Origin of the sequence: Streptomyces sp. NPDC026672 (assembly GCF_040638185.1) — a bacterium.
Lineage (GTDB): Bacteria > Actinomycetota > Actinomycetes > Streptomycetales > Streptomycetaceae > Streptomyces.
In genome coordinates this window covers 43539-63859 of sequence record NZ_JBEZXS010000043.1, presented here as the reverse complement: position 1 = coordinate 63859, position 20321 = coordinate 43539, and the positions used below count along the sequence as shown (strand labels likewise).

17 protein-coding genes and 1 pseudogene are annotated in these 20321 nt (G+C 73.0%); 7 read left to right on the top strand and 11 right to left on the bottom strand.

The window, feature by feature from the left end:
- The first annotated feature begins 577 nt into the window (after positions 1-577).
- The gene (locus tag AB0F77_RS34970; RefSeq protein WP_361956059.1) at positions 578-1018 is read left to right on the top strand and encodes a VOC family protein; all 441 of its coding nucleotides are present in this window, start codon (positions 578-580) and stop codon (positions 1016-1018) included.
- A 91-nt stretch (positions 1019-1109) separates the two neighbouring features.
- Here AB0F77_RS34970 and AB0F77_RS34965 read toward each other — a convergent pair whose 3' ends face one another.
- Complete coding sequence (locus AB0F77_RS34965) at positions 1110-1757, bottom strand: TetR/AcrR family transcriptional regulator (protein WP_361956057.1); 648 nt, start codon at positions 1755-1757, stop codon at positions 1110-1112.
- Between the two features lie 118 nt (positions 1758-1875).
- On the opposite strand from AB0F77_RS34965, the gene AB0F77_RS34960 reads away from it, so the two are divergent.
- Positions 1876-2928, top strand: a complete 1053-nt coding sequence (locus tag AB0F77_RS34960; protein WP_361956055.1) for an aldo/keto reductase — start codon at positions 1876-1878, stop codon at positions 2926-2928.
- 129 nt (positions 2929-3057) lie between these two features.
- On the opposite strand, the gene AB0F77_RS34955 is transcribed toward AB0F77_RS34960, so the two are convergent.
- A complete protein-coding gene (locus AB0F77_RS34955; protein WP_361956053.1) occupies positions 3058-4176 on the bottom strand; it encodes an MFS transporter in 1119 nt (372 codons plus the stop codon).
- A 464-nt stretch (positions 4177-4640) separates the two neighbouring features.
- On the opposite strand from AB0F77_RS34955, the gene AB0F77_RS34950 reads away from it, so the two are divergent.
- A complete protein-coding gene (locus tag AB0F77_RS34950; protein WP_361956051.1) occupies positions 4641-5585 on the top strand; it encodes an SDR family NAD(P)-dependent oxidoreductase in 945 nt (314 codons plus the stop codon).
- A gap of 50 nt (positions 5586-5635) precedes the next feature.
- On the opposite strand, the gene AB0F77_RS34945 is transcribed toward AB0F77_RS34950, so the two are convergent.
- The 7 genes from AB0F77_RS34945 to AB0F77_RS34915 form a co-directional block, all read right to left on the bottom strand.
- Positions 5636-6331 carry a GntR family transcriptional regulator gene (locus AB0F77_RS34945; protein ID WP_361956049.1) on the bottom strand — a complete coding sequence of 232 codons (696 nt, stop codon included), beginning with the start codon at positions 6329-6331 and terminating at the stop codon, positions 5636-5638.
- Between the two features lie 25 nt (positions 6332-6356).
- Positions 6357-7358 (bottom strand): proline racemase family protein, encoded by a 1002-nt coding sequence (locus tag AB0F77_RS34940; protein ID WP_361956047.1) that lies wholly within the window; start codon positions 7356-7358, stop codon positions 6357-6359.
- Positions 7359-7371: 13 nt separating this feature from the next.
- Positions 7372-8268: a dihydrodipicolinate synthase family protein gene (locus tag AB0F77_RS34935; protein ID WP_361956045.1), complete on the bottom strand. Its 897-nt coding sequence runs from the start codon at positions 8266-8268 to the stop codon at positions 7372-7374.
- Positions 8269-8359: 91 nt separating this feature from the next.
- Positions 8360-9760 (bottom strand): FAD-dependent oxidoreductase, encoded by a 1401-nt coding sequence (locus AB0F77_RS34930; protein WP_361956043.1) that lies wholly within the window; start codon positions 9758-9760, stop codon positions 8360-8362.
- Positions 9753-10052, bottom strand: a complete 300-nt coding sequence (locus AB0F77_RS34925; protein WP_361956041.1) for a (2Fe-2S)-binding protein — start codon at positions 10050-10052, stop codon at positions 9753-9755. The genes AB0F77_RS34930 and AB0F77_RS34925 overlap by 8 nt, the downstream gene beginning before the upstream one ends.
- On the bottom strand, positions 10049-11236 hold the full coding sequence (locus tag AB0F77_RS34920) for an FAD-dependent oxidoreductase (RefSeq protein ID WP_361956039.1): 1188 nt from the start codon (positions 11234-11236) through the stop codon (positions 10049-10051). Before AB0F77_RS34920 ends, AB0F77_RS34925 begins: the two co-directional genes overlap by 4 nt.
- 66 nt (positions 11237-11302) lie before the next feature.
- Positions 11303-12145 carry a hypothetical protein gene (locus AB0F77_RS34915; RefSeq protein WP_361956037.1) on the bottom strand — a complete coding sequence of 281 codons (843 nt, stop codon included), beginning with the start codon at positions 12143-12145 and terminating at the stop codon, positions 11303-11305.
- 341 nt (positions 12146-12486) lie between these two features.
- On the opposite strand from AB0F77_RS34915, the pseudogene AB0F77_RS34910 reads away from it, so the two are divergent.
- The 3 genes and pseudogenes from AB0F77_RS34910 to AB0F77_RS34900 all read left to right on the top strand — a co-directional run.
- Positions 12487-12597 (top strand): annotated as a pseudogene (locus AB0F77_RS34910) (glutathione S-transferase family protein); the annotation flags it as partial.
- Positions 12598-12905: 308 nt separating this feature from the next.
- Positions 12906-14108 carry an LLM class flavin-dependent oxidoreductase gene (locus AB0F77_RS34905; RefSeq protein WP_361956035.1) on the top strand — a complete coding sequence of 401 codons (1203 nt, stop codon included), beginning with the start codon at positions 12906-12908 and terminating at the stop codon, positions 14106-14108.
- 20 nt (positions 14109-14128) lie between these two features.
- Positions 14129-15502 carry an NtaA/DmoA family FMN-dependent monooxygenase gene (locus AB0F77_RS34900; RefSeq protein WP_361956033.1) on the top strand — a complete coding sequence of 458 codons (1374 nt, stop codon included), beginning with the start codon at positions 14129-14131 and terminating at the stop codon, positions 15500-15502.
- Between the two features lie 157 nt (positions 15503-15659).
- Here the strand turns inward: AB0F77_RS34900 and AB0F77_RS34895 are convergent, their stop codons facing one another.
- Entirely contained in the window at positions 15660-17204 is a 1545-nt protein-coding gene (locus tag AB0F77_RS34895; protein WP_361956031.1) for a M1 family metallopeptidase, read from the bottom strand.
- A gap of 198 nt (positions 17205-17402) precedes the next feature.
- On the opposite strand from AB0F77_RS34895, the gene AB0F77_RS34890 reads away from it, so the two are divergent.
- Complete coding sequence (locus AB0F77_RS34890) at positions 17403-19622, top strand: NADP-dependent isocitrate dehydrogenase (RefSeq protein WP_361956029.1); 2220 nt, start codon at positions 17403-17405, stop codon at positions 19620-19622.
- Between the two features lie 285 nt (positions 19623-19907).
- Here AB0F77_RS34890 and AB0F77_RS34885 read toward each other — a convergent pair whose 3' ends face one another.
- The gene (locus tag AB0F77_RS34885; RefSeq protein ID WP_361956027.1) at positions 19908-20249 is read right to left on the bottom strand and encodes a DUF5713 family protein; all 342 of its coding nucleotides are present in this window, start codon (positions 20247-20249) and stop codon (positions 19908-19910) included.
- Between the last annotated feature and the right edge of the window lie 72 nt (positions 20250-20321).

Here is a 20321-nt window from a genome sequence, read left to right as displayed (position 1 = left end):
ACTCCCCTTCGTCCGCCGCATCCCGCAGAGGCAGTGTGGCGCAAGTAAAGCGCACACCAACTACCTTTATAGAAATGCCCAGTTGCGCGAGCACCAGCCGCACGGTCGAGAGGGGCGCCCGGTAGGTGACTGCGGTCTCCGGTCCACTCCTTGGGCTCTGTCGCTGATGTGGGGATGGCGACGATCAAGAGCGGGTGGGCATCACCCCGGCCGCACGATCGGCATTGCCGTAGCCGCCTCCGGCCCGCCGACCCTGCGCACCGCATCGGCACGCTGCTCTTCGGCGGGCCCGGATCGGGCCGGCGCTGCGGTGAGGACGTGACGGTGTGCTCTCGGGACTTCGCGCCTGACCGCCCGTTCTCCGAACCGGTGAGCCGACGGCGCTGGAGATGCGTCCGCCGTGCGGGCCGGGTGTCGGCGGCGGTCGGTACATCCGGAGGGACGCCACCTGAGGCGTGACCCGGATTTTTCGGAGGCCGGCGGTCCGGGGATGTCGAGAACGTGACACCGGCTCCGTCCCAGGGGCATCAGCGGCCACCACCGGCCGCGCGAGGAAGAGGAAGAGGGAGAAACCAGCATGGCGATTCAGCGGATGGACAACGTCGGCATCGTCGTCGAGGACCTGGACGCCGCCGTCGCGTTCTTCGTGGAACTCGGTATGGAGCTGGAGGGCAGGGCGGAGGTGGAGGGTCTCTTCGCCGACCAATGCACCGGGCTCGACGGCGTCCGCTGCGAGATCGCGATGGTCCGGACCCCGGACGGCCACAGCCGGCTCGAACTGGCGAAGTACCGCAACCCCGCGGTGATCAGTGCCGGGCCGCGCAACCGGCCGCACAACATCCTGGGCACGCACCGTGTCATGTTCGCCGTCGACGACATCGAGGACACCGTTGCCCGCCTTCGCCCTCACGGCGCCGAACTCCTCGGCGAGATCGCCCGGTTCGAGGACAGCTATCTGCTCTGCTACGTCCGCGGCCCGGAGGGCATCATCGTCGGACTGGCCGAGCGACTGAGCTGAGGGAGCGGGCGCCCGACAGCCAGGTCCGCGCGGGGCGCCTCCTCCTCGGATCGCCACCCGCGGACCCCTGCCACCGGACGCGGACAGCCGGTCACGCACGCCCTTCGTCGCCCCGCGGACCCCGCGGACCCCGCAGATACGCGCCCGCACGCGCCGCAGCCGCTGCGGCCTCGGCGGCCTGGTCCGCGGCGGCTTCGTCAAGGCTGCCGCTGCTGGTCAGCAGCCGGTAGTAGAGCGGGGCGGAGACGGCGCGGATCACCTCGTGGACATCGGTGCCCTCGGGCACCTCGCCCCTGTCGACGGCCTGCTGGACGCAGGGTGCCCATTCCTCGACGCGGACGTCGTAGAAGCGGTGCAGGGCCTCGGCCGTCTTCGCCTCACAGGTGGCGGCCGCGATCACCGCCTTGAACAGAGCTCCTTGCCGCGGATCGGCCAAGGTGCGCTGCACGAGCCGGGCATTGGCCTTGAGGTCACCGAGCAGCGAGCCGGTCTCCGTACGGGGCAGTGACTGCTCGGCCATGTCCATCAGCAGGTCGGCCACCAGGATGGTCACCGTTCCCCAGCGGCGGTAGACGGTGGTCTTGCCCACCTCGGCGCGGCGCGCGACGTCGGCGAGGTCCAGGTGGGCAAAGCCTCGCTCCGCCAAGGCGTCCCCCGCCGCCTGTAGCACCGCCGCCCGCACCCGCGCCGTACGCCCTCCAGGTCGGACGGTCCCCGGATCCGCACCCTCAAACCCCATAACGGGACTCCAGTTTCGTTAATCACTCTGCGTCTGCTAGGTTGAGCCCACATTAACGGAACTAGAGACCCATTAGCCAGATCGGGCGGGTGGATCGGGCAGGTGGAGAGGAACAGTCATGGAGTACAGGCGGCTGGGCGCGTCCGGCCTCAAGGTCCCCGCACTGAGCTTCGGCGCCGGCACCTTCGGCGGCCGAGGGCCACTGTTCGGCGCCTGGGGCAACACCGATGCGCGAGAAGCCCGCCGTCTCGTGGACATCTGCCTCGACGCCGGGATCACGATGTTCGACACCGCCGACGTCTATTCCGGCGGCGCCTCCGAGGAGGTGCTGGGCGAAGCGATCAAGGGCCGCAGGGACCAGGTGATCGTGTCCACCAAGACCGGCCTGCCGATGGGCGACGGCCCGGGCGATGCGGGCGCTTCCCGTTCCCGTCTGATCACCGCGTGCGAGGACGCCCTGCGCCGGCTCGGCACCGACCGCATCGACCTGTTCCAGCTGCACGCCTTCGACGCCGGCACGCCGATCGAGGAGGTCCTGTCCGCACTCGACGATCTCGTACGAGCCGGGAAGGTCCGCTACCTCGGCATCTCCAACTTCTCCGGCTGGCAGGCGATGAAGTCCCTCGCGATCGCGGAGAGATACGGCCACCCGCGCCATGTCGCACATCAGGTCTACTACTCCCTCGTCGGCCGCGACTACGAGTGGGAGCTGATGCCCCTCGGGCTCGATCAGGGCCTCGGAGCCCTCGTCTGGAGCCCGCTCGGCTGGGGACGGCTCACCGGCAAGGTCCGCCGCGGCCGGCCCCTCCCGGCCGACAGCCGACTGCACGACACCGCGGACTACGGCCCGCCGGTCGAGGACGAACACCTCTACCGCGTGGTCGACGCCCTCGACGAGATCGCGCAGGAGACCGGCAAGGCCATTCCGCAGATCGCCATCAACTGGCTGCTGCAACGACCGACCGTCTCCTCCGTCATCCTCGGCGCCCGCACCGAGGAGCAGCTTCGCCAGAACCTCGGCGCCATCGGCTGGACCCTCACACCCGACCAGATGACAAAACTCGACACGGCCAGCGGCAGGACAGCGCCCTACCCGTACTTCCCGTACCACCGCCAGAAAGCCTTCACCCGCCTCAACCCACCGACGATCACGCCTTCGCCTGCCGCATGACATCGGCGTCGAGCAACAGGTCACCACGCCCGTCCTGAGCCGGTCGATACTCGTGCCGCCATCGAGCCGGTGGCGTTCGACGACGGTGATGGTGCCGTCCGACGCGCGATGGAGGTCTTCCGCGCGGTGTCAGCGCCTGCGCAGTTTGAGGGAGAGGAGGGCCATCGTGGTCATGAGTGTGGGCAGGACGAGCATGGCGGCCCGTAGGTCCACCATCTCGGCGATGCCTCCGATGGCGGGAGGGCCCGCAAGGAATCCGATGTATCCGACGGTGGAGACCGCGGCGATCGCGGGTCCGGGGCGTTCGGGGCGGAGCTGGGCCGCGTAGCCGAAGATCACCGGGATGACCGCTGCCATGCCGAGGCCCAGGAGTGCGTAGCCGGCGAAGCCGGTGCCGGTGCTGGGGGCGGCGATCGCGATCACTGCCCCGGCGGTGGCGACCAGGGCGCAGCCGAGGGTGAAGCGCACGGTTCCGGCGCGGGCGCGGAGCCGGTCTGCGAAGAGGCGTCCGAGGACCATTCCGGCGGAGAAGACGGCGAATCCCGCTCCGGCCGTGCCGGGTGACGTCCCGGTCACGTCGTGGAGGTAGACCGCTCCCCAGTCGTTCATGACGCCCTCTCCCATGAGGACGCAGAAGGCGATGAGCCCGGGGATCCACAGCCCGGCGCCGGGAAGGGCCAACAGGGGGCCCGGGTCCTCGGCCCGCTCCGGCGGATCGGGGATCAGGGCCACCGCCGTGACGGCCGCTGCCCCGCACAGCACCAGGGAGGTGAGGGCGAAGTGCGGGCCCGTTCCCACCCCCGCGGAGGCCGCCGCGCTGCCGGCCACGGCGCCGGCGATCCCCCCGAGGCTGAACATGGCGTGGAAGCCTCCCAGCACGGCACGCCCGTAGGCACGTTCGACCAGGATCGCCTGGGTGTTCATGGCGACGTCGACGGCGGTGTTGCCGCAGGCGAACAGGGCCAGGGTCATGGTCAGCAGGGGAAGGCCGGGTGCGAACGGGAGGCCGGCCAGGGCGGTCAGGTAGACGGCGGTTCCGGTGAACAGCACCGGTCGGCTGCCGTACCTGGCGACCAGACCGCCCATGAGGGGCAGGGCGAGGAACGCTCCGCCGCTCAGGCCCACCAGCGCGATGGCGAGCTGTCCTTCGGACAGCCCCAGCCGGTCCTGGATCGCGGGGACCCGGGAGGCCCAGGTGGCGAAGGCCGCTCCGGTGATGAAGAACAGCGTGGACACGGCCGCGCGCATGGCCCGCAGCCGTGTGGGCGTCCAGTGGCTGGGTGCGAAGGAAGGCCCGTAGGGATCGGCCGGTGTGCCGGTCGCGGGACTTCGCGTGCCGGATCCCGCCGTCCGCGAGCTCGACGAGTCCGAGGTCGAATCCGACTCCGAGGCTGAATCCGAGTCCAAGTCCGAGTCCAAGTCCGAGACCGAGACCGAGTCCAAGTCCGAGACCGAGTCCGAGACCGGGCCGTCCGTCCCCTCCGGGTTGTTCCCCATGACAGTGGTGCGTCCTTCCGTGCGGTCTCCATGGCGGGTACGCCGATCCGGTAGTTCCCGCACCGGCGCCGTGGAATGCCGGTCGCCGGCGTCGGTCCGCCCCCACTTTGGACTTGCGCGTCCAATTTTGCTTGTGTCAATCTCTGGACGGCAGAGTCCAAAATCGGGGCCGGTTCCAGCGGGGGACCGGGTCCGGCGGGAGCAGGGAGCAGCGCATGTCATCAGCGTCCATGTGGGACGTCCACCGGCTGCCGCGGCGGCCGGAGAGCACCTTTCTCGTCACGGGTGCCGCCTCGGGCATCGGATACTTCGTCACCGAGCAGCTCGCCTCCACGGGTGCCGAGGTCGTCCTCGCGGCGAGGACCCCCGCGAAGCTGGACGCCGCGCGTCAGGCCGTCCGCGCGCGGGTTCCCGGCGCGCGGCTGCGCTCGCTCGTGGTGGACCTCGCGGACCTCGGGTCCGTCCGTTCCGCGGCCGACGAGCTGAAGGGCACCCGTCTCGACGGCGCGGTGTTCAACGCCGGTGTGCTCAAGCAGCCGGAGCGGCGGGAGACCGCGGACGGTCACGAACTCGTGGTGGGGACCAACCACTTCGGCCACTTCGCCCTGGGTGCGCTCCTCCTGACCCTGATGGAGCCGGGCGGCAGGCTGGTCACCATGGGGAGTGTCGCGGCCCGGTCGGCCCGGCTGGACATGGCCGACCTCGAGTCGACGGCCGCCCCCTACAAGGGTTTTCAGGTCTACAGGATGTCCAAGCTGGCCCAGATGGTCTTCGGGTTCGAACTGGACCGGCGGCTGCGGGAGGCGGACGTCCCGGTGACGAGCGTCGTGGCCCATCCCGGTGGCGCGCTCGACGGGCTCACCCCTTCACGTCCCCCGGTGCACCTCCGCCGCGCGGCCGACTTCCTGAAGGCGGCGCCCCTGTCGCCCCTGGTCCAGGGGAAGGACTCGGCCGCCTGGCCGGCGGTGCGGGCGCTGCTCGATCCCGAGGTGCGGGGCGGCCAGCTGTGGGGGCCGCGCACGGCACGCTCGAAGGGACGACCGGTCCTGGAACAGCCCACCGCACTGATGCAGGACATCACCATCGCCCACCGCTTGTGGGAGTTGAGCGAGGAGGCCGTAGGACTGACCTGGCCGCTCCCGGCGGCCGACGCGCTCTGAAACCCGCCGCGGCAGACGGGGCACCCCTCCCGGCGACGGCCGCGGGCGTGTCACTCCGGGGCCGCCCACAGGCCGCGCACGTGGCCGAGGTGGCGGGTCATGATCGTGTGTACGGCGCGTTCGTCGCGCTCCAGCAGCGCGTCGAGAATCGCGAGGTGCTCCTCGGCGGAGGCCAGCAGCCGGCCCGCCTCCACCAGCGCGGTGAGACCGTACAGCCGTGAGCGGCCGCGCAGGTCGGCGACCACCCCGACGAGATGGCCGTTGCCGGCGAGGGCCAGCAGCCCCAGGTGGAAGCGGGTGTCCGCCTCCACGTACGCGATGAGGTCGCCCGCCACGGCCGCCGTCACGATCTCCCGCGCGGCCGGGCGCAGCGCCTCCAGCGACACCCGGTCGGCGGTGCGGGCCAGTTGCACGACCGTGGGGATCTCGATGAGCCCGCGCACCTGGGTGTACTCGTCGAGCTGCCGGTCGGAGACCGCGGTCACCCGGAAGCCCTTGTTGGGCACCGTGTCGACCAGGCCCTCCTTGGCCAGGTCGAGCATCGCCTCGCGCACCGGAGTCGCCGAGACCCCGAAGCGGGCGGCGAGCGACGGCGCCGAATAGACCTCGCCCGGCCGCAGTTCGCCCGCGATCAGGGCCGCCCGCAACGCGTCGGCGACCCGCTCCCGGTAGCTGCTGCGGCGGCCGTCGAGCCGGGGCAGTTCCGGCCCGCCCGGCGCGGCCGTCCCCTGTGCCATGTCACGCATCGTCCGAGTGTATGCGGGTGCCGTCCTAGAGGACGAAGCCCTCGGGGAACGGATCGGTGGGGTCCAGGAGGTACTGGGCCGTGCCCGTGATCCACGCCCTGCCGGTGAAGCTCGGCAGCACGGCCGGGACGCCGGCCACCTCGGTCGTGCCGAGCAGCCGCCCGGTGAACCGCGTCCCGATGAACGACTCGTTCACGAACTCGGTGTGCAGGGGGAGTTCGCCCCGCGCGTGCAGCTGTGCCATGCGCGCGCTGGTGCCCGTGCCGCACGGCGAACGGTCGAACCAGCCGGGGTGGATGACCATGGCGTGCCGCGAGTGCCGGGCGGTGGAGCCGGGCGCGTAGAGGTGGACGTGGTGGCAGCCGCGGATCGACGGGTCCTCGGGATGCACCGGCTCCGCCTCGGAGTTGACCGCGTCCATCAGGGCCAGCCCCGCCGCCAGGATGTCGTCCTTGCGGGCCCGGTCGAAGGGCAGGCCGAACTCCTCCAGCGGCAGGACGGCGTAGAAGTTCCCGCCGTAGGCGAGGTCGTACGTCACCGTCCGCCCGTCGGCCAGCACGGCCTTGCGGTCCAACCCGGCCGAGAACGACGGCACGTTGTGCAGGGTGACGTCGCGGGCGGCGCCGTCCTCCACCGCGACCTCGGCGACGACGAGCCCGGCCGGGGTGTCCAGCCGGATGGTGGTGACGGGCTCGACGACCTCGACCATCCCGGTCTCGACCAGCACCGTCGCCACCCCGATCGTCCCGTGCCCGCACATCGGCAGATACCCGGAGACCTCGATGTAGAGCACACCCCAGTCGCAGTCGGGACGGGTCGGCGGCTGGAGGATCGCGCCGCTCATCGCGGAGTGCCCGCGCGGTTCGTTCATCAGCAACCGCTTGACGTCATCGCGGTGTTCGCGGAACCACAGCCGCCGTTCGTTCATCGTCGCGCCCGGGACGGTGCCGATGCCCCCGGTGATCACCCGGGTCGGCATGCCCTCGGTGTGCGAGTCGACGGCGTGCAGGACGAGTCTGCTGCGCACGGTCGGTCCCCTCTCAGCCCAGGCCCGCGGCGAGGGCCTTCTCGGTGGCCGCGCGGACGGCCGCCTCCTGTCCCGGCAGCAGCGCGGCGCGCGGTGGCCGCACCGGTCCGCCGTACCGCCCCGCGAGGTCCATCGACACCTTGATGGCCTGCACGAACTCGACCCGCGAGTCCCAGCGCAGCAGCGGATGCAGCTGGCGGTACAGGGGGAGCGCCGTGCCGAGGTCGCCGGCCACGGCCGCCCGGTACAGCGCGGTGCAGGAGGCGGGCAGCGCGTTCGGGTACCCCGCCACCCAGCCCTTGGCGCCCGCGACGGCCAGCTCAAGGAGTACGTCGTCGGCGCCCACCAACAGGTCCAGTTCAGGGGCGAGTTCGGCGATCCGATAGGCGCGGCGGACATCGCCGGAGAACTCCTTGACGCCCTGCACGTACCCCTCCCCGTGCAGCCGGGCGAGCAGTTCGGGCACGAGGTCGACCTTGGTGTCGATCGGGTTGTTGTACGCCACGACGGGCAGGCCCGCCCGCGCGACCTCGGCGTAGTGCGCGAGCACGGAACGCTCGTCGGCGCGGTAGGCGTTGGGCGGCAGCAGCATCACCGAGGCGCACCCGGCCCCGGCCGCCTGCTCGGCCCAGCGGCGGGCCTCCGCGGAGCCGTAGGCGGCGACGCCCGGCATCACCCGCGCCCCGCCGACGGCCGCCACGGCCGTCTCCACGACCCGGGCGCGCTCCTCGGGGGTGAGGGTCTGGTACTCGCCGAGCGAGCCGTTGGGCACGACGCCGTCACAGCCGTTCGCCACCAGCCAGGCGCAGTGCTCGGCGTACCGGTCGAAGTCCACGGTGAGGTCGTCGCGCAGGGGCAGGGCGGTGGCGACCAGGACGCCCCGCCAGGGACGGTGCTGCGGATCGGACATGGGCGGTTCCCCCATCACTACGGTGTGACACGGCACTGAATGCGCACGGCTCCGGACTCACTCCAGGGCCTCCTCGCGCCCGGCATCGGACTCACTCCAGGTGCTCCTCCCGTCCCGCGAGCACCCCCAGCGGCACCGGCCGGGCCAGCGGACGGCGGGCCGGCACGAGCGGGCAGCCGGTGACCGCGGCGACCGCGGGCCCGCACATCCGGCCCTGGCACCAGCCCATTCCGGCCCGTGTGAGCAGCTTGACGGTCCGCAGGTCCCCGGCCCCCCACTCCTCGGTGGCCGCGCGGACCTCACCGGCGGTGACCTCCTCGCAGCGGCACACCACCGTGTCGTCCGGAACCGAGCGGGCCAACCCGGCGGGCGGCGCGCACACCGCGTCGAGCGCGGTGAAGAACGCGCGCAGCCGCGTCCGGGCCCGGTCCGCCGCCACCCAGGTACGCGGGTCCGGGACGGCGCCCCGCAGCCGGGCGGCGATCGAGCGGCCGGCGATGTGCCCCTCGGCCAGCGCGAGCGCGGCGCCGCCGACACCGGTCGCCTCCCCGGCCGCCCAGACGCCGGGCACGTCGGTGCGCTGCTCGGCGTCGACCCTGACGCCCATGCCCTCCAGGGCGCAGCCCAGGGTCTCGGCGAGGTCGGTGTGCGGCAGCAGACCGTGCCCCACGGCCAGGGTGTCGCACGGAAGACGGCGTGCGCTGCCGGGCCGGGTGCGCCCGCCCGCGTCGAGCGCGGCCACGGTCACGGCCTCCAGCCGGTCGCCGCCGTACGCCTCGACCACCGCGTGCCGCACCAGCACCCGCACCCGGTGCCGCAGCAGCCCCGCCGCGTACCGCGCGCCCTCCGCGAGCTTCTCGGGCCGTGCCACGAGGGCCGCCGAATGCCTCGACAGGGCCCGGGGGTCGGCGGATTCGACCAGTGCGGCCACCCGCGCGCCCGCCGCCGCGAGCCCCGTCGCCACGGGCAGCAGCAGCGGCCCGGTCCCGGCGACGACCGCCGTACGCCCCGGCAGCACGAGCCCGCCCTTCAGCATGGCCTGCGCCCCGCCCGCGGTGACCACGCCGGGCAGCGTCCAGCCGGGGAACGGCAGCACCGTCTCGTGGCCGCCGGTGGCGAGCAGCACCGCGTCGGCGCGCACCACGACCCCGTCCTCCTGGGCGGGCCCGAGCAGCGCGTGCACGGCGAACCCGGCCCCCGCCGACTCCCGCTCCACGCCCCACACATGATGATCCGTCAGATGCCGTACCCGCCCGGCCGCGAGCTGCCGGTCGAGCCCGGCGCGCAGCCGCTCCCAGGTGCGCCACTCGTGGTGCAGGGCCCCGGGCCTGCGGGCGCCGAGCGCGGCGGCGGGCTGCCGGTAGAACTGGCCGCCCGCCTGCTCGCCCGCGTCCACCAGCGTCACCCGGACGCCCCGCGTGGCCGCCGCCAGCGCCGCGGCGAGTCCGGCCGGGCCCGCCCCGACCACGGCGAGGTGCGCTCGCTCAGCCATCGTGGCCCGTCCCCTCCTGCGTACGGATGTCGTCGCCCGGCCGCGCGAGCACCAGGCAGGCGCGCACGCCGGGGCGGCCGTTGACGGTCACCAGACAGTCGAAGCACACCCCGGTCCCGCAGAACACCCCGCGCGGGCGGCCCGCGCCGCGGGTGGTGCGCCAGGCCGTCACCCCCGCCGACCACAGCACGGCGGCGACCGTCCGGCCCGGCAGCGCCTCGACGCTCCGCCCGTCGAACGTCACGGTGAACGCGGGGCCCGGCCGCGCGCCTGCCAACTCCAGGGGATTCACGCCTGGTTCGCCTCCTGTCCCGGGAACGGGAACGGGTCCGGATCGTCGCCGAAGCGGTCCGGGCGGAACGGCGCGAGGTCGATCTCCGCCGCCTTCCCGGTCAGCGCCCGCGCGACCGACTGCCCGGTGCCGGTGGCCAGCCCGATGCCCGCGCCCTCGTGCCCGCACGCGTGGAAGAGGCCGAGGACCCGGGGGTCGGGGCCGATCGCGGGCAGGTGATCGGGCAGATAAGGCCGGAACCCGGCGTACGCGCGCAGCGCCCGCACCTGCTCCAGGAACGGGAACAGCCGGGTCGCCCCGAGCGCCAGCGCCCGTACGACGGGCAGCGCGAACGACCGGTCGAAGCCCACCCGTTCGCGGCTCGCCCCGATCAGCACGGGGCCTGCCGCCGTGCCCTCGACCACGGGCGAGGTCTGGAGCGCGGCCGAGTCGCTGGCCACGTCGGCCACGTAGTCCGCCGCGTACACCTTGTGCCGGATCAGCCGGGGCAGCGGCTCGGTGACCAGGACGAAGCCGCGCCGGGGGAGCACCGGCAGCCGGACGCCCGCCAGGGCGGCGAGTTCACCGCCCCAGGTGCCGGCCGCGTTGATCACGGCCGGGGCGTGGACGTCCCCGCCGTCGGTGCGCACGCCCCGCACCGCGCCCCGGGCCGTGCGGGGCACCCCGGTCACGGTCCGGCCCGTGCACAGCCGGGCGCCGGAGGCGCGCAGCAGCCGGGCGGCGGCCAGCGCGGGCATCACCTGCGCGTCCTGCGGATAGCGCACGCCGCCGGCCAGGCCGGGTGCCAAGTGCGGCTCCAGCGTGCGGAGTTCTCCGGCGTCCAGGGCGTCCGTGACGACACCCGCGGCGCGTTGGTCCGCCGCGAGGCGCGTGAGGGAGGCCAGCGCCCCGGGGGAGGAGGCGACCACGATGCCGCCCTTGGGCTCGTACTCGACCGCGCTTCCGAACTCCTCGGCCAGCTCCGCCCACAACCGGCCGGACAGCAGGGCCAGTTCGAGTTCGGGCCCGGGTTCCTTGTCGGAGACCAGCAGATTGCCCTCGCCCGCGCCGGTGGTGCCGCCCGCCACCGGGCCCCGGTCCACCACGACGACGTCCAGGCCCGCCCGCGCCGCGTACAGGGCACAGGCCGCGCCCACCATCCCGGCGCCGACCACCACGACATCGCAGGTCAACCGCTTGGTCACGCCAGTACTATGTCACATGGCGCTGTTCTTGGGGAGGGTGCGCGCACGGCCTCCCGCGCCCCTCCGTCAGTCGAACTCGCTCGGGTTCGACGTCGGTGTGTGGCCCGCCAGCACGTCCTGGAGACGCTGTGCGCCCTGCTGCACCGCCATCTCGGTGCTGTCGTGATCGGCGCCGGACAGACCGCCGTTGGTGACGGTGGCACCGGAGGCGCCGACCCGCAGCGCGGCCACGTCCGCGGTGAGCGTCGTCGGGTTCCCGTCCGTGGTCCCCTGCACGGTCACCGTGATGCCCTCGCGGGCGTCGCCCGCGTCGGGCAGCGAGGACTCCACGACCTGGACCGTGCGGTCGCCGCCGTCGGAGCCCTTCGCCGTGAACTGGTCGCACTTCTGCGGAAGGCTCTTGATCCAGGCCAGGGACTTGTCCAGGGACTCCTGGCCGTAGTCGCCGACCTGGTAGAGCAGCCGCGCGTCGTCGTCGGTGAACCCGGTGAGCGCGGACGCGCCCGAGGCGCGGCCCAGCAGGCTGTCCGAGTAGAGGCTGTCGAGCAGCTTCTGGCAGTCCTGGGCGTCGGTCCTGGCGTTCAGGAACGCGGCGGCGTCCACGGTGCCGATCAGCATCTTGTCCCGCCAGGACGCCGCGTCGGCGGCCTGCGTCCAGTTGTCCTCGATGTCCGCCTCGGTGATCAGCGCGGCCTTCGCCCCGGCCCCGGTGAGCGTCCGCGTCGAGGTCGGGCTCGGGGACGGACTCCCGGTGGGGCTCCCGGCCGGGTCCGGGGAGCGCTCGGCCGCGGGGGAGGCGGGCGCCGCGGCGGTGGCCTCCCCGTCGTCCGAACAGGCGGTCACGGCCAGCAGCGTCGCCGCCGCCAGGGCCGGCGCGAGAACACGCACAGGACGGGACGGACGGTTCATCGCGGTGGCCTCCTCGGAACACGGAACGTGACTCCACGCCACCACCGCCCGCCGCCCGGGACCAGCAGGGCGCGCCGTTCGGGTGAGCGGCCGTCGCGCACCGTGACCGGCCGGGCGGTGGCGCGCGGGCCGCGGTGGGCGGTGGCGCCGGGCCACGGTGGGCCCGGGGTGTCCGCCCCGCGGTACGCCCGGTGTCCCAGGCGTGGACGCCCTCTTGACGCCGTGCGGGACTCGATCGAAACTCCGGACGGGAAATCCTAGTGAAAAGGTAGGGAATCATGGGGCGCCCAGGGACCGGCACCGGCCGCACACGCCGCACGCCGCCGTCGCCCCTGCGCACCTCCCGCCGCCACCACGCCCGTTGCGCCGGTCCGGAGGCCGCGGGCGCCGCCGTCCAGATCCTGGACCGGGCCGTGCACACGACGCCCCTGCCCGACTCCCCGCGCAGGTGACGGCCATCGACACCGGTCCATCCCGCGGACGGGCTCGCGCGGCCGGGAACACACACGGCGGGCGCGGTGTTGGTGCCGGCGACGAGATGTGTGCCGCGACCGCCGTTCGGCGGGACGTGGGCCCGACGGACGGAGGTGTGGACATGGTCCGCCTCCGCCGTGCCGTCCGTCTCCACTCCCGGTCGCACATCGATCTGCTGCGCGTGGCCGGCGCGCTCTGTTGTTCCTGACGCCGCCCCAGCCGTAGGACCCGCCGCGCCGTGCGCGGGCCCGCGCTCTCGTACGGACATCCAGGAAGGCACCCACCCGTGGCCCCATCTTCTTCCGCACCCCTGCATCTCGCCGTCGCCCTGGACGGCACCGGCTGGCACCCCGCCTCCTGGCGCGAGCCGGCCGCCCGCCCCCGTGACCTGTTCACCGCCGGACACTGGGCCGGCCTGGTCGCCGAGGCCGAGAGCGGACTGCTCGACTTCGTGACCTTCGAGGACGGCCTCGGCCTCCAGTCCTCGCACCTCCTCGACCCCGACGACCGCACCGACCAGGTGCGCGGCCGACTCGACGCCGTCCTGGTCGCCGCCCGCGTGGCACCCCTCACCCGCCACATAGGTCTGGTGCCGACCGTAGTGGCCACGCACACAGAGCCGTTCCATATCTCCAAAGCGATCGCCACCCTCGACTATGTGAGCACCGGCCGCGCCGGACTGCGCGTCCGGATCGACGCCCGCCCGAACGAGGCCGCCCACTTCGGCCGCCGCACCGTCCCCCGGATCGACGCCTACGACAGCCCGGCCGCGCAGGACCTGGTCACCGACCTGTTCGACGAGGCCGCCGACCATGTCGAGGTCGTGCGCAGGCTCTGGGACAGCTGGGAGGACGACGCGGAGATCCGGGACGTCGCCACCGGCCGCTTCGTCGACCGCGGCAAACTGCACTACATCGACTTCGAGGGCCGCCACTTCAGCGTCAAGGGCCCCTCCATCACCCCCCGCCCGCCCCAGGGCCAGCCGCTCGTCACCGCCCTCGCCCACGGCACCGTGCCCTACCGGCTCGTGGCCCGGCAGGCCGACGTCGGCTACGTCACCCCGCACGACACCGGCCAGGCCCGTGCCGTCGTGGACGAGATCCGCGCCGAACAGGCCGCCGCGGGCCGCGCCGGCGAACCGCTGCACGTCTTCGGCGACCTCGTCGTGTTCCTCGACGACGACCAGGACGCGGCCGAGGAACGCCGGGCCCGGCTCAACGACCTCGCCGGGGAGCCGTACCGCAGCGACGCCCGGATCTTCGCCGGCACCCCGGCCCGACTCGCCGACCTCCTGGAGGAGTTGGCCGAGGGCGGGCTCACCGGCTTCCGGCTGCGGCCCGCCGTCCATGCGCACGACCTGCCCCGCATCACCCGCGGCCTGGTGCCCGAACTCCGGCGCCGGGAGCGCTTCCGGCACGCCTACGAGGCCGACACCCTGCGCGGACTGCTCGGGCTCGCCCGGCCCGCCAACCGCCACACCGCCGTCTGAGCCGAGGGGACCGCACCGAGATGAGCAAGCCGCAGAAGCAGATCCACCTCGCCGCGCACTTCCCCGGCGTCAACAACACCACCGTGTGGAGCGACCCGGCCGCCGGCAGCCACATCGAGTTCGGCTCGTTCGCCCACTTCGCGCGGACCGCCGAACGCGCCAAATTCGACTTCCTGTTCCTCGCCGAGGGCCTGCGCCTGCGCGAACAGGGCGGCCGGATCTACGACCTGGACGTCGTGGGCCGCCCCGACACCTTCACCGTGCTCGCCGCGCTGGCCGCCGTCACCGACCGCATCGGCCTGACCGGCACCATCAACTCGACCTTCAACGAGCCCTACGAGGTGGCCCGCCAGTTCGCCAGCCTCGACCACCTCTCGGACGGCCGCTCCGCCTGGAACGTCGTCACCTCCTGGGACGCCTTCACCGGCGAGAACTTCCGCCGCGGCGGCTTCCTCCCCCAGGACGAGCGCTACTCCCGCGCCAAGGAGTTCCTGGCCACCGCGAACGAACTCTTCGACTCCTGGCGGGGCGACGAGATCCTCGCCGACCAGGCCACCGGCACCTTCCTGCGCGACGCCAAGGCCGGCGCCTTCGTCCACCAGGGACAGCACTTCGACATCCACGGACGGTTCGACGTCCCGCGCTCCCCACAGGGCCGCCCGGTGATCTTCCAGGCCGGTGACTCCGACGAGGGCCGCGAGTTCGCCGCCTCCGACGCCGACGCCATCTTCAGCCGCTACGCCACCCCGGACGAGGGCCGCGCCTTCTACACCGACGTCAAGGGCCGCCTCGCCAAGTACGGCCGCCGCCACGACGACCTGCTCATCCTGCCCGCCGCGACCTTCGTGCTCGGCGACACCGACGAGGAGGCCGCGGAACTCGCCCACGAGGTCCGCAGGGCCCAGGTCAGCGGGGCCACCGCCATCAAGCACCTCGAATTCGTGTGGAACCGGGACCTCTCCTCGTACGACCCGGACGGACCGCTGCCCGACATCGACCCGCACGTGGGCGACGAGCACATCTCCCGGGGCCGCGCCCAGGTGCGCATGTACCGCGACCCGCTCGCCGTCGCCCGGGAGTGGCGCGAACGCGCCGCGGCCCACGGCTGGTCCATCCGCGACCTGGTCATCCAGACCGGCAACCGGCAGACCTTCGTCGGCTCCCCGGCCACCGTCGCGCGCACCATCAACGAGTTCGTGCAGGCCGGCGTCAGCGACGGCTTCATCCTCGTGCCCCACATCACGCCGGGCGGCCTCGACACCTTCGCCGACACCGTCGTCCCGCTCCTCCAGGAACGGGGCGTCTTCCGCGCCGACTACGAGGGCACCACCCTGCGCGACCACCTCGGCCTCGCCCACCCCGACGGGCCCCGCGCCGAGCGGACCGCGTCCTGACGATCCGCGCGAGCGCCCACGGCCGCCGACGGCGGCCCCGCGCGGGGCGGGAGGACGGGTCCTCCCGCCTCCCGCCCCGCGCGAGGTGTCGAGCGAGCATCCGCGCCGAACGCCCTTACAGCGTCAACGGGGTGTCGAGCATCCCCGCCGAACGTCCCTACAGCGTCGCCGAGTTGTCGCCGTGGCGGTGGGTGTCGCGCGGGCGGCGCGGCGCCGCGCCGGCGGCCGGCGGCACCACCGTCCAGTCCGGGTGCCCCGGCATCCGCGGCGTCCTCGTGCCGTACAGCCAGTCGCGCAGGAAGCCCGACAGGTCCTGCCCGCTCACCTCCGAGGCGACGGCGATGTAGTCCTCGGTCGACGCGCAGGAGTTGCGGAAGCGGTCGAGGAACGTGGTCTCCACGGCGCGGAAGGTGTCCTCGCCGATCAGCTCGCGCAGCGCGAACAGGACGAGGACACCGCCCAGGTAGCGCTGGTCGTCGAAGAGGTTCACGGCGTTCGGCGCGGCGACCGGCCCGGAGTCGCGGCGCCACTGGTCGCCGCGCGCGTAGGTGTCCCGCATCCGGGCCTCCAGGGTGGTGAGCCCCAGCGAGTCCGGCCAGCCCTTCTCGTAGCGGTACAGCAGCCCGTAGAAGTCGGCGTGGCCCTCGTTCAGCCACAGGTCGGCCCAGGTGGCGGGGGAGACCAGGTTGCCGAACCAGGAGTGCACCAGCTCGTGCATCATGTGCGAGCCGATGCTCCGCTCGGGCTGGAGCAGGAAGTTCGGCTTGTACAGGGTGAGGGTCTGGGTCTCCAGACCGGTGAAGTCGAACGCGCTCGGGTCGTCGGAGTTGCAGGGCAGCAGCCCGTACGTCTCGAACGGGAACGCGCCGAGGCGGGCCTCCAGCCAGGTGATCTGGCCGGGGGTGAGCGCGAGCGCCGGTTCCAGGGCGGCGGCGCGGGCGGCGGGGACGACGTCGCGCAGCGGCAGCCCGTGCGGGCCCTGCCGCTCCCGCACGACGTAGTCGCCGACGGTGATCTGCACGAGCTCGGTGGCCATCGGGGAACGCGACGCGTACGAGTGCGCGACCCGCCCGTCGGCCAGGGTCTCGACGCCGGTGAGCAGGCCGTTCGCCACACCCCGCAGCCCCGCCGGGACCGTGATGCGGAAGGTGAAGTCGGCCTTGTCCGACGGATGGTCGTTGCAGGGGAACACGGTGTGCGCCGACTCCGGCTGCGCGCACACCGCGAAGCCGTCCGGGGTGGACACCCAGCCCGTGTGCGGCAGGGCCCGGCGCGGGTCGGCGGTGTACGTGACGCACACCGTGGTCCGCGTCCCGGCGCGCAGCCGGCCCGCGGGCGTGATCCGCAGCTTCTCCCCGGCCTGCTCGAAGACGGCGGCCCGCCCGCCCACGGATATGGAACGTATGTCCAGGCCGAGGGCGTCGAGGGAGAACCGCGTCAGGGCGGCCGTGGTGCGGATGCGCAGGGTGGCGCTCGCCTCGACCAGGCCCGTGGCCGGGTCGTAGGAGAGGTCGAGGTGGTAGGCGTGGACGCGGTAGCCGTCGTTGCCGAGGGCCGGGTAGACGGGGTCGCCGAGGGTCTCGGGTCCCGGGCCCGCCGGGGCCCCCGTGGCGGGCAGGGCGTGGACCGCGGGGGCCGCGGCCAGGACGGCGGCGGTGCCGATCAGCGCGGCCGGGGCCGTCACTCGGGTGCGATATCTCATGGTCCGCTTTCGCTCGGGCGGTCGGCTGGTCGGGCCGGCCGTCGGTTCGGTGGACGATCACCAGACATGACCACCGGGGCGGGTGATCGGTTGTGTCCGAGCACACGCCTTTCCGAGCCACGGGCCCCTGTCGAGCCGGGGCCGGTCACGAGATATCTTGATGTCGAGCAATGTTGCAGACGTGGAGCGGAGCACCCGGTGACTGACTCGACCATCATCTACACCTACACAGACGAGGCCCCGGCCCTCGCGACGCATTCGTTCCTGCCGGTGATCCAGGCCTACGCCGCGCAGGCCGGTGTCTCCGTGGAGACCCGCGACATCTCGCTGGCCGGACGCATCATCGCCGTCTTCCCGGAGTACCTGACCGAGGACCAGCGCACCGCGGACGCCCTCCACGAGCTGGGCGAACTCGCCAAGACCCCCGCCGCCAACATCGTCAAGCTGCCGAACATCTCGGCGTCCATCCCGCAGCTGCGGGCCGCCGTCGCCGAGCTCCAGGCCAAGGGCTACGCGCTGCCGGACTACCCGGACGACCCCAAGACCGACGAGGAGCGCGACATCCGCGCCCGCTACGACAAGATCAAGGGCTCCGCGGTCAACCCGGTCCTGCGCGAGGGCAACTCCGACCGCCGCGCCCCCGCCTCGGTCAAGAACTACGCCAAGACCCACCCGCACCGCATGGGCGCCTGGTCCCCCGAGTCCAGGACCAACGTGACGACCATGGGCGACAACGACTTCCGCACCACCGAGAAGTCGGTGACCATCACCGAGGACGGCGCGCTGCGTATCGAGCTGGTCGGCGACGACGGCACCACCACCGTGCTGCGCGAGTCGGTGCCGGTGCTCGCCGGTGAGGTCGTCGACGCCTCCGTGCTCCGCGTCGCCGCGCTGCGCGAGTTCCTGACCGCGCAGATCGCCCGCGCCAAGGAGGAGGGCGTCCTGTTCTCCGTGCACCTGAAGGCCACGATGATGAAGGTCTCCGACCCGATCATCTTCGGTCACGTGGTGCGCGCCTTCTTCCCGAAGACGTTCGCGAAGTACGCCGAGAGCTTCGCCGCGGCCGGCCTGACCCCGAACGACGGCCTGGGCGGCATCTTCAAGGGCCTGGAGAGCCTGCCCGAGGGCGCCGAGATCAAGGCGTCCTTCGACGCCGAGCTGGCCGAGGGCCCGGCCCTCGCCATGGTCGACTCCGACAAGGGCATCACCAACCTGCACGTCCCCTCCGACGTGATCGTCGACGCCTCCATGCCGGCCATGATCCGCACCTCCGGCCACATGTGGGGCCCCGACGGCCAGGAGGCGGACACCCTCGCGGTGATCCCGGACTCCTCCTACGCCGGTGTCTACCAGGCCGTCATCGAGGACTGCCGGGCCCACGGCGCCTACGACCCGTCCACCATGGGCTCGGTGCCGAACGTCGGCCTCATGGCGCAGAAGGCCGAGGAGTACGGCTCCCACGACAAGACCTTCGAGATCCCGGTGACCGGCACGGTCCGCCTGGTCGACGCGTCCGGCGAGGCCGTGCTGGAGCAGACCGTCTCCGCCGGCGACATCTTCCGCGCCTGCCAGACCAAGGACGCCCCGATCCGCGACTGGGTCAAGCTGGCCGTCACCCGCGCCCGCGCCACCGGCGACCCGGCCGTCTTCTGGCTGGACGAGACCCGCGCGCACGACGCCGCCCTGATCGCCAAGGTCCGCCAGTACCTGCCGGAGCACGACACCGAGGGCCTGGACATCCGCGTCCTGTCCCCGGACGAGGCGGCGCAGCTGTCCGTGGAGCGCATCCGCCGCGGCGAGAACACCATCTCCGTCACCGGCAACGTGCTGCGCGACTACCTCACCGACCTCTTCCCCATCCTGGAGCTGGGCACCAGCGCCAAGATGCTCTCGGTCGTCCCGCTGATGGCGGGCGGCGGCCTCTTCGAGACCGGCGCCGGCGGTTCCGCGCCCAAGCACGTCCAGCAGCTGGTCAAGGAGAACTACCTGCGCTGGGACTCGCTCGGTGAGTTCTTCGCCCTGGTGCCCTCCCTGGAGCAGTACGCCGAGACCACCGGCAACACCCGCGCCAAGGTCCTCGCCGACGCCCTGGACCGCGCCACGGCGACCTTCCTCGACGAGGACAAGTCCCCGACCCGCCGGGTGGGCGGCATCGACAACCGCGGCAGCCACTTCTACCTGTCCCTGTACTGGGCGCGTGAGCTGGCCGCGCAGACCGACGACGCCGACCTCGCCAAGGCGTTCGGCCCGCTCGCCGAGACGCTGTCCGAGAACGAGGGGCGGATCGTCGACGAGCTGCTCGCCGTGCAGGGCTCCCCGGCCGACATCGGCGGCTACTACCGTCCGGAGAAGGACAGGGCCGACGCGGTGATGCGCCCGTCGACCACCTGGAACGAGACGCTCGCGTCCCTGAACTGACGCACCCCGCACCGCTCCTCACACCGCGCCCCGCCCGGGACCACCCCGGCCGGGGCGCGGTCGCGTCAACGGGTCTCGGCGAACGGCGCGAACGGCGCGGACGAGGCGGGCCGTTCGGGCCCGCAGTGCCTGCGCCCGCCGTGCCTGCGTCGGCGGCGGACGGACGCCGGACGCGTCCGGACCCCCGGCCGGGCCCCTTCCGCGTACGGCGGGCGCGCCGCCGACCCCCGTGCGCACCCCGGCCCGTCGGCCCGTGTTTTCGCCCCCCTCGCCGGGAGGCGGCCGTCACCAGTCCCGCGTGGCTATCAGTTGCTCCACGTCCGCCTCCGGGAAGCCGTACGCCGATGCGATGAACCAGAAGTCCTCGGCTATCTCCTCCCGGGCCACCGTCTCGATCTCGCTGCCCGCCGCCACGAACACCTCCTGGAGGTCGTTGAACTCGTCGGTGGCCTCCTGCGTCAGGACGTAGAGCGAGGCGAGGTCGGCGGGCCGCTCCTCCTCGATCCGCTCGCACAGGCGCAGCAGGACGTCCCGGCCCCGGTCCACCACGTGGTCCGGGTAGTACGAGGAGCGGTACAGGGCGTGCAGGAACGGCCGGTCGGCCGCCTGCCGGTTGCTCACGGGCATGCTGTTCCCCCCACGGGAACTCGTTGATCGATGTGGCACCTTTGATCCTGCACCACGCCACTGACAACGCCC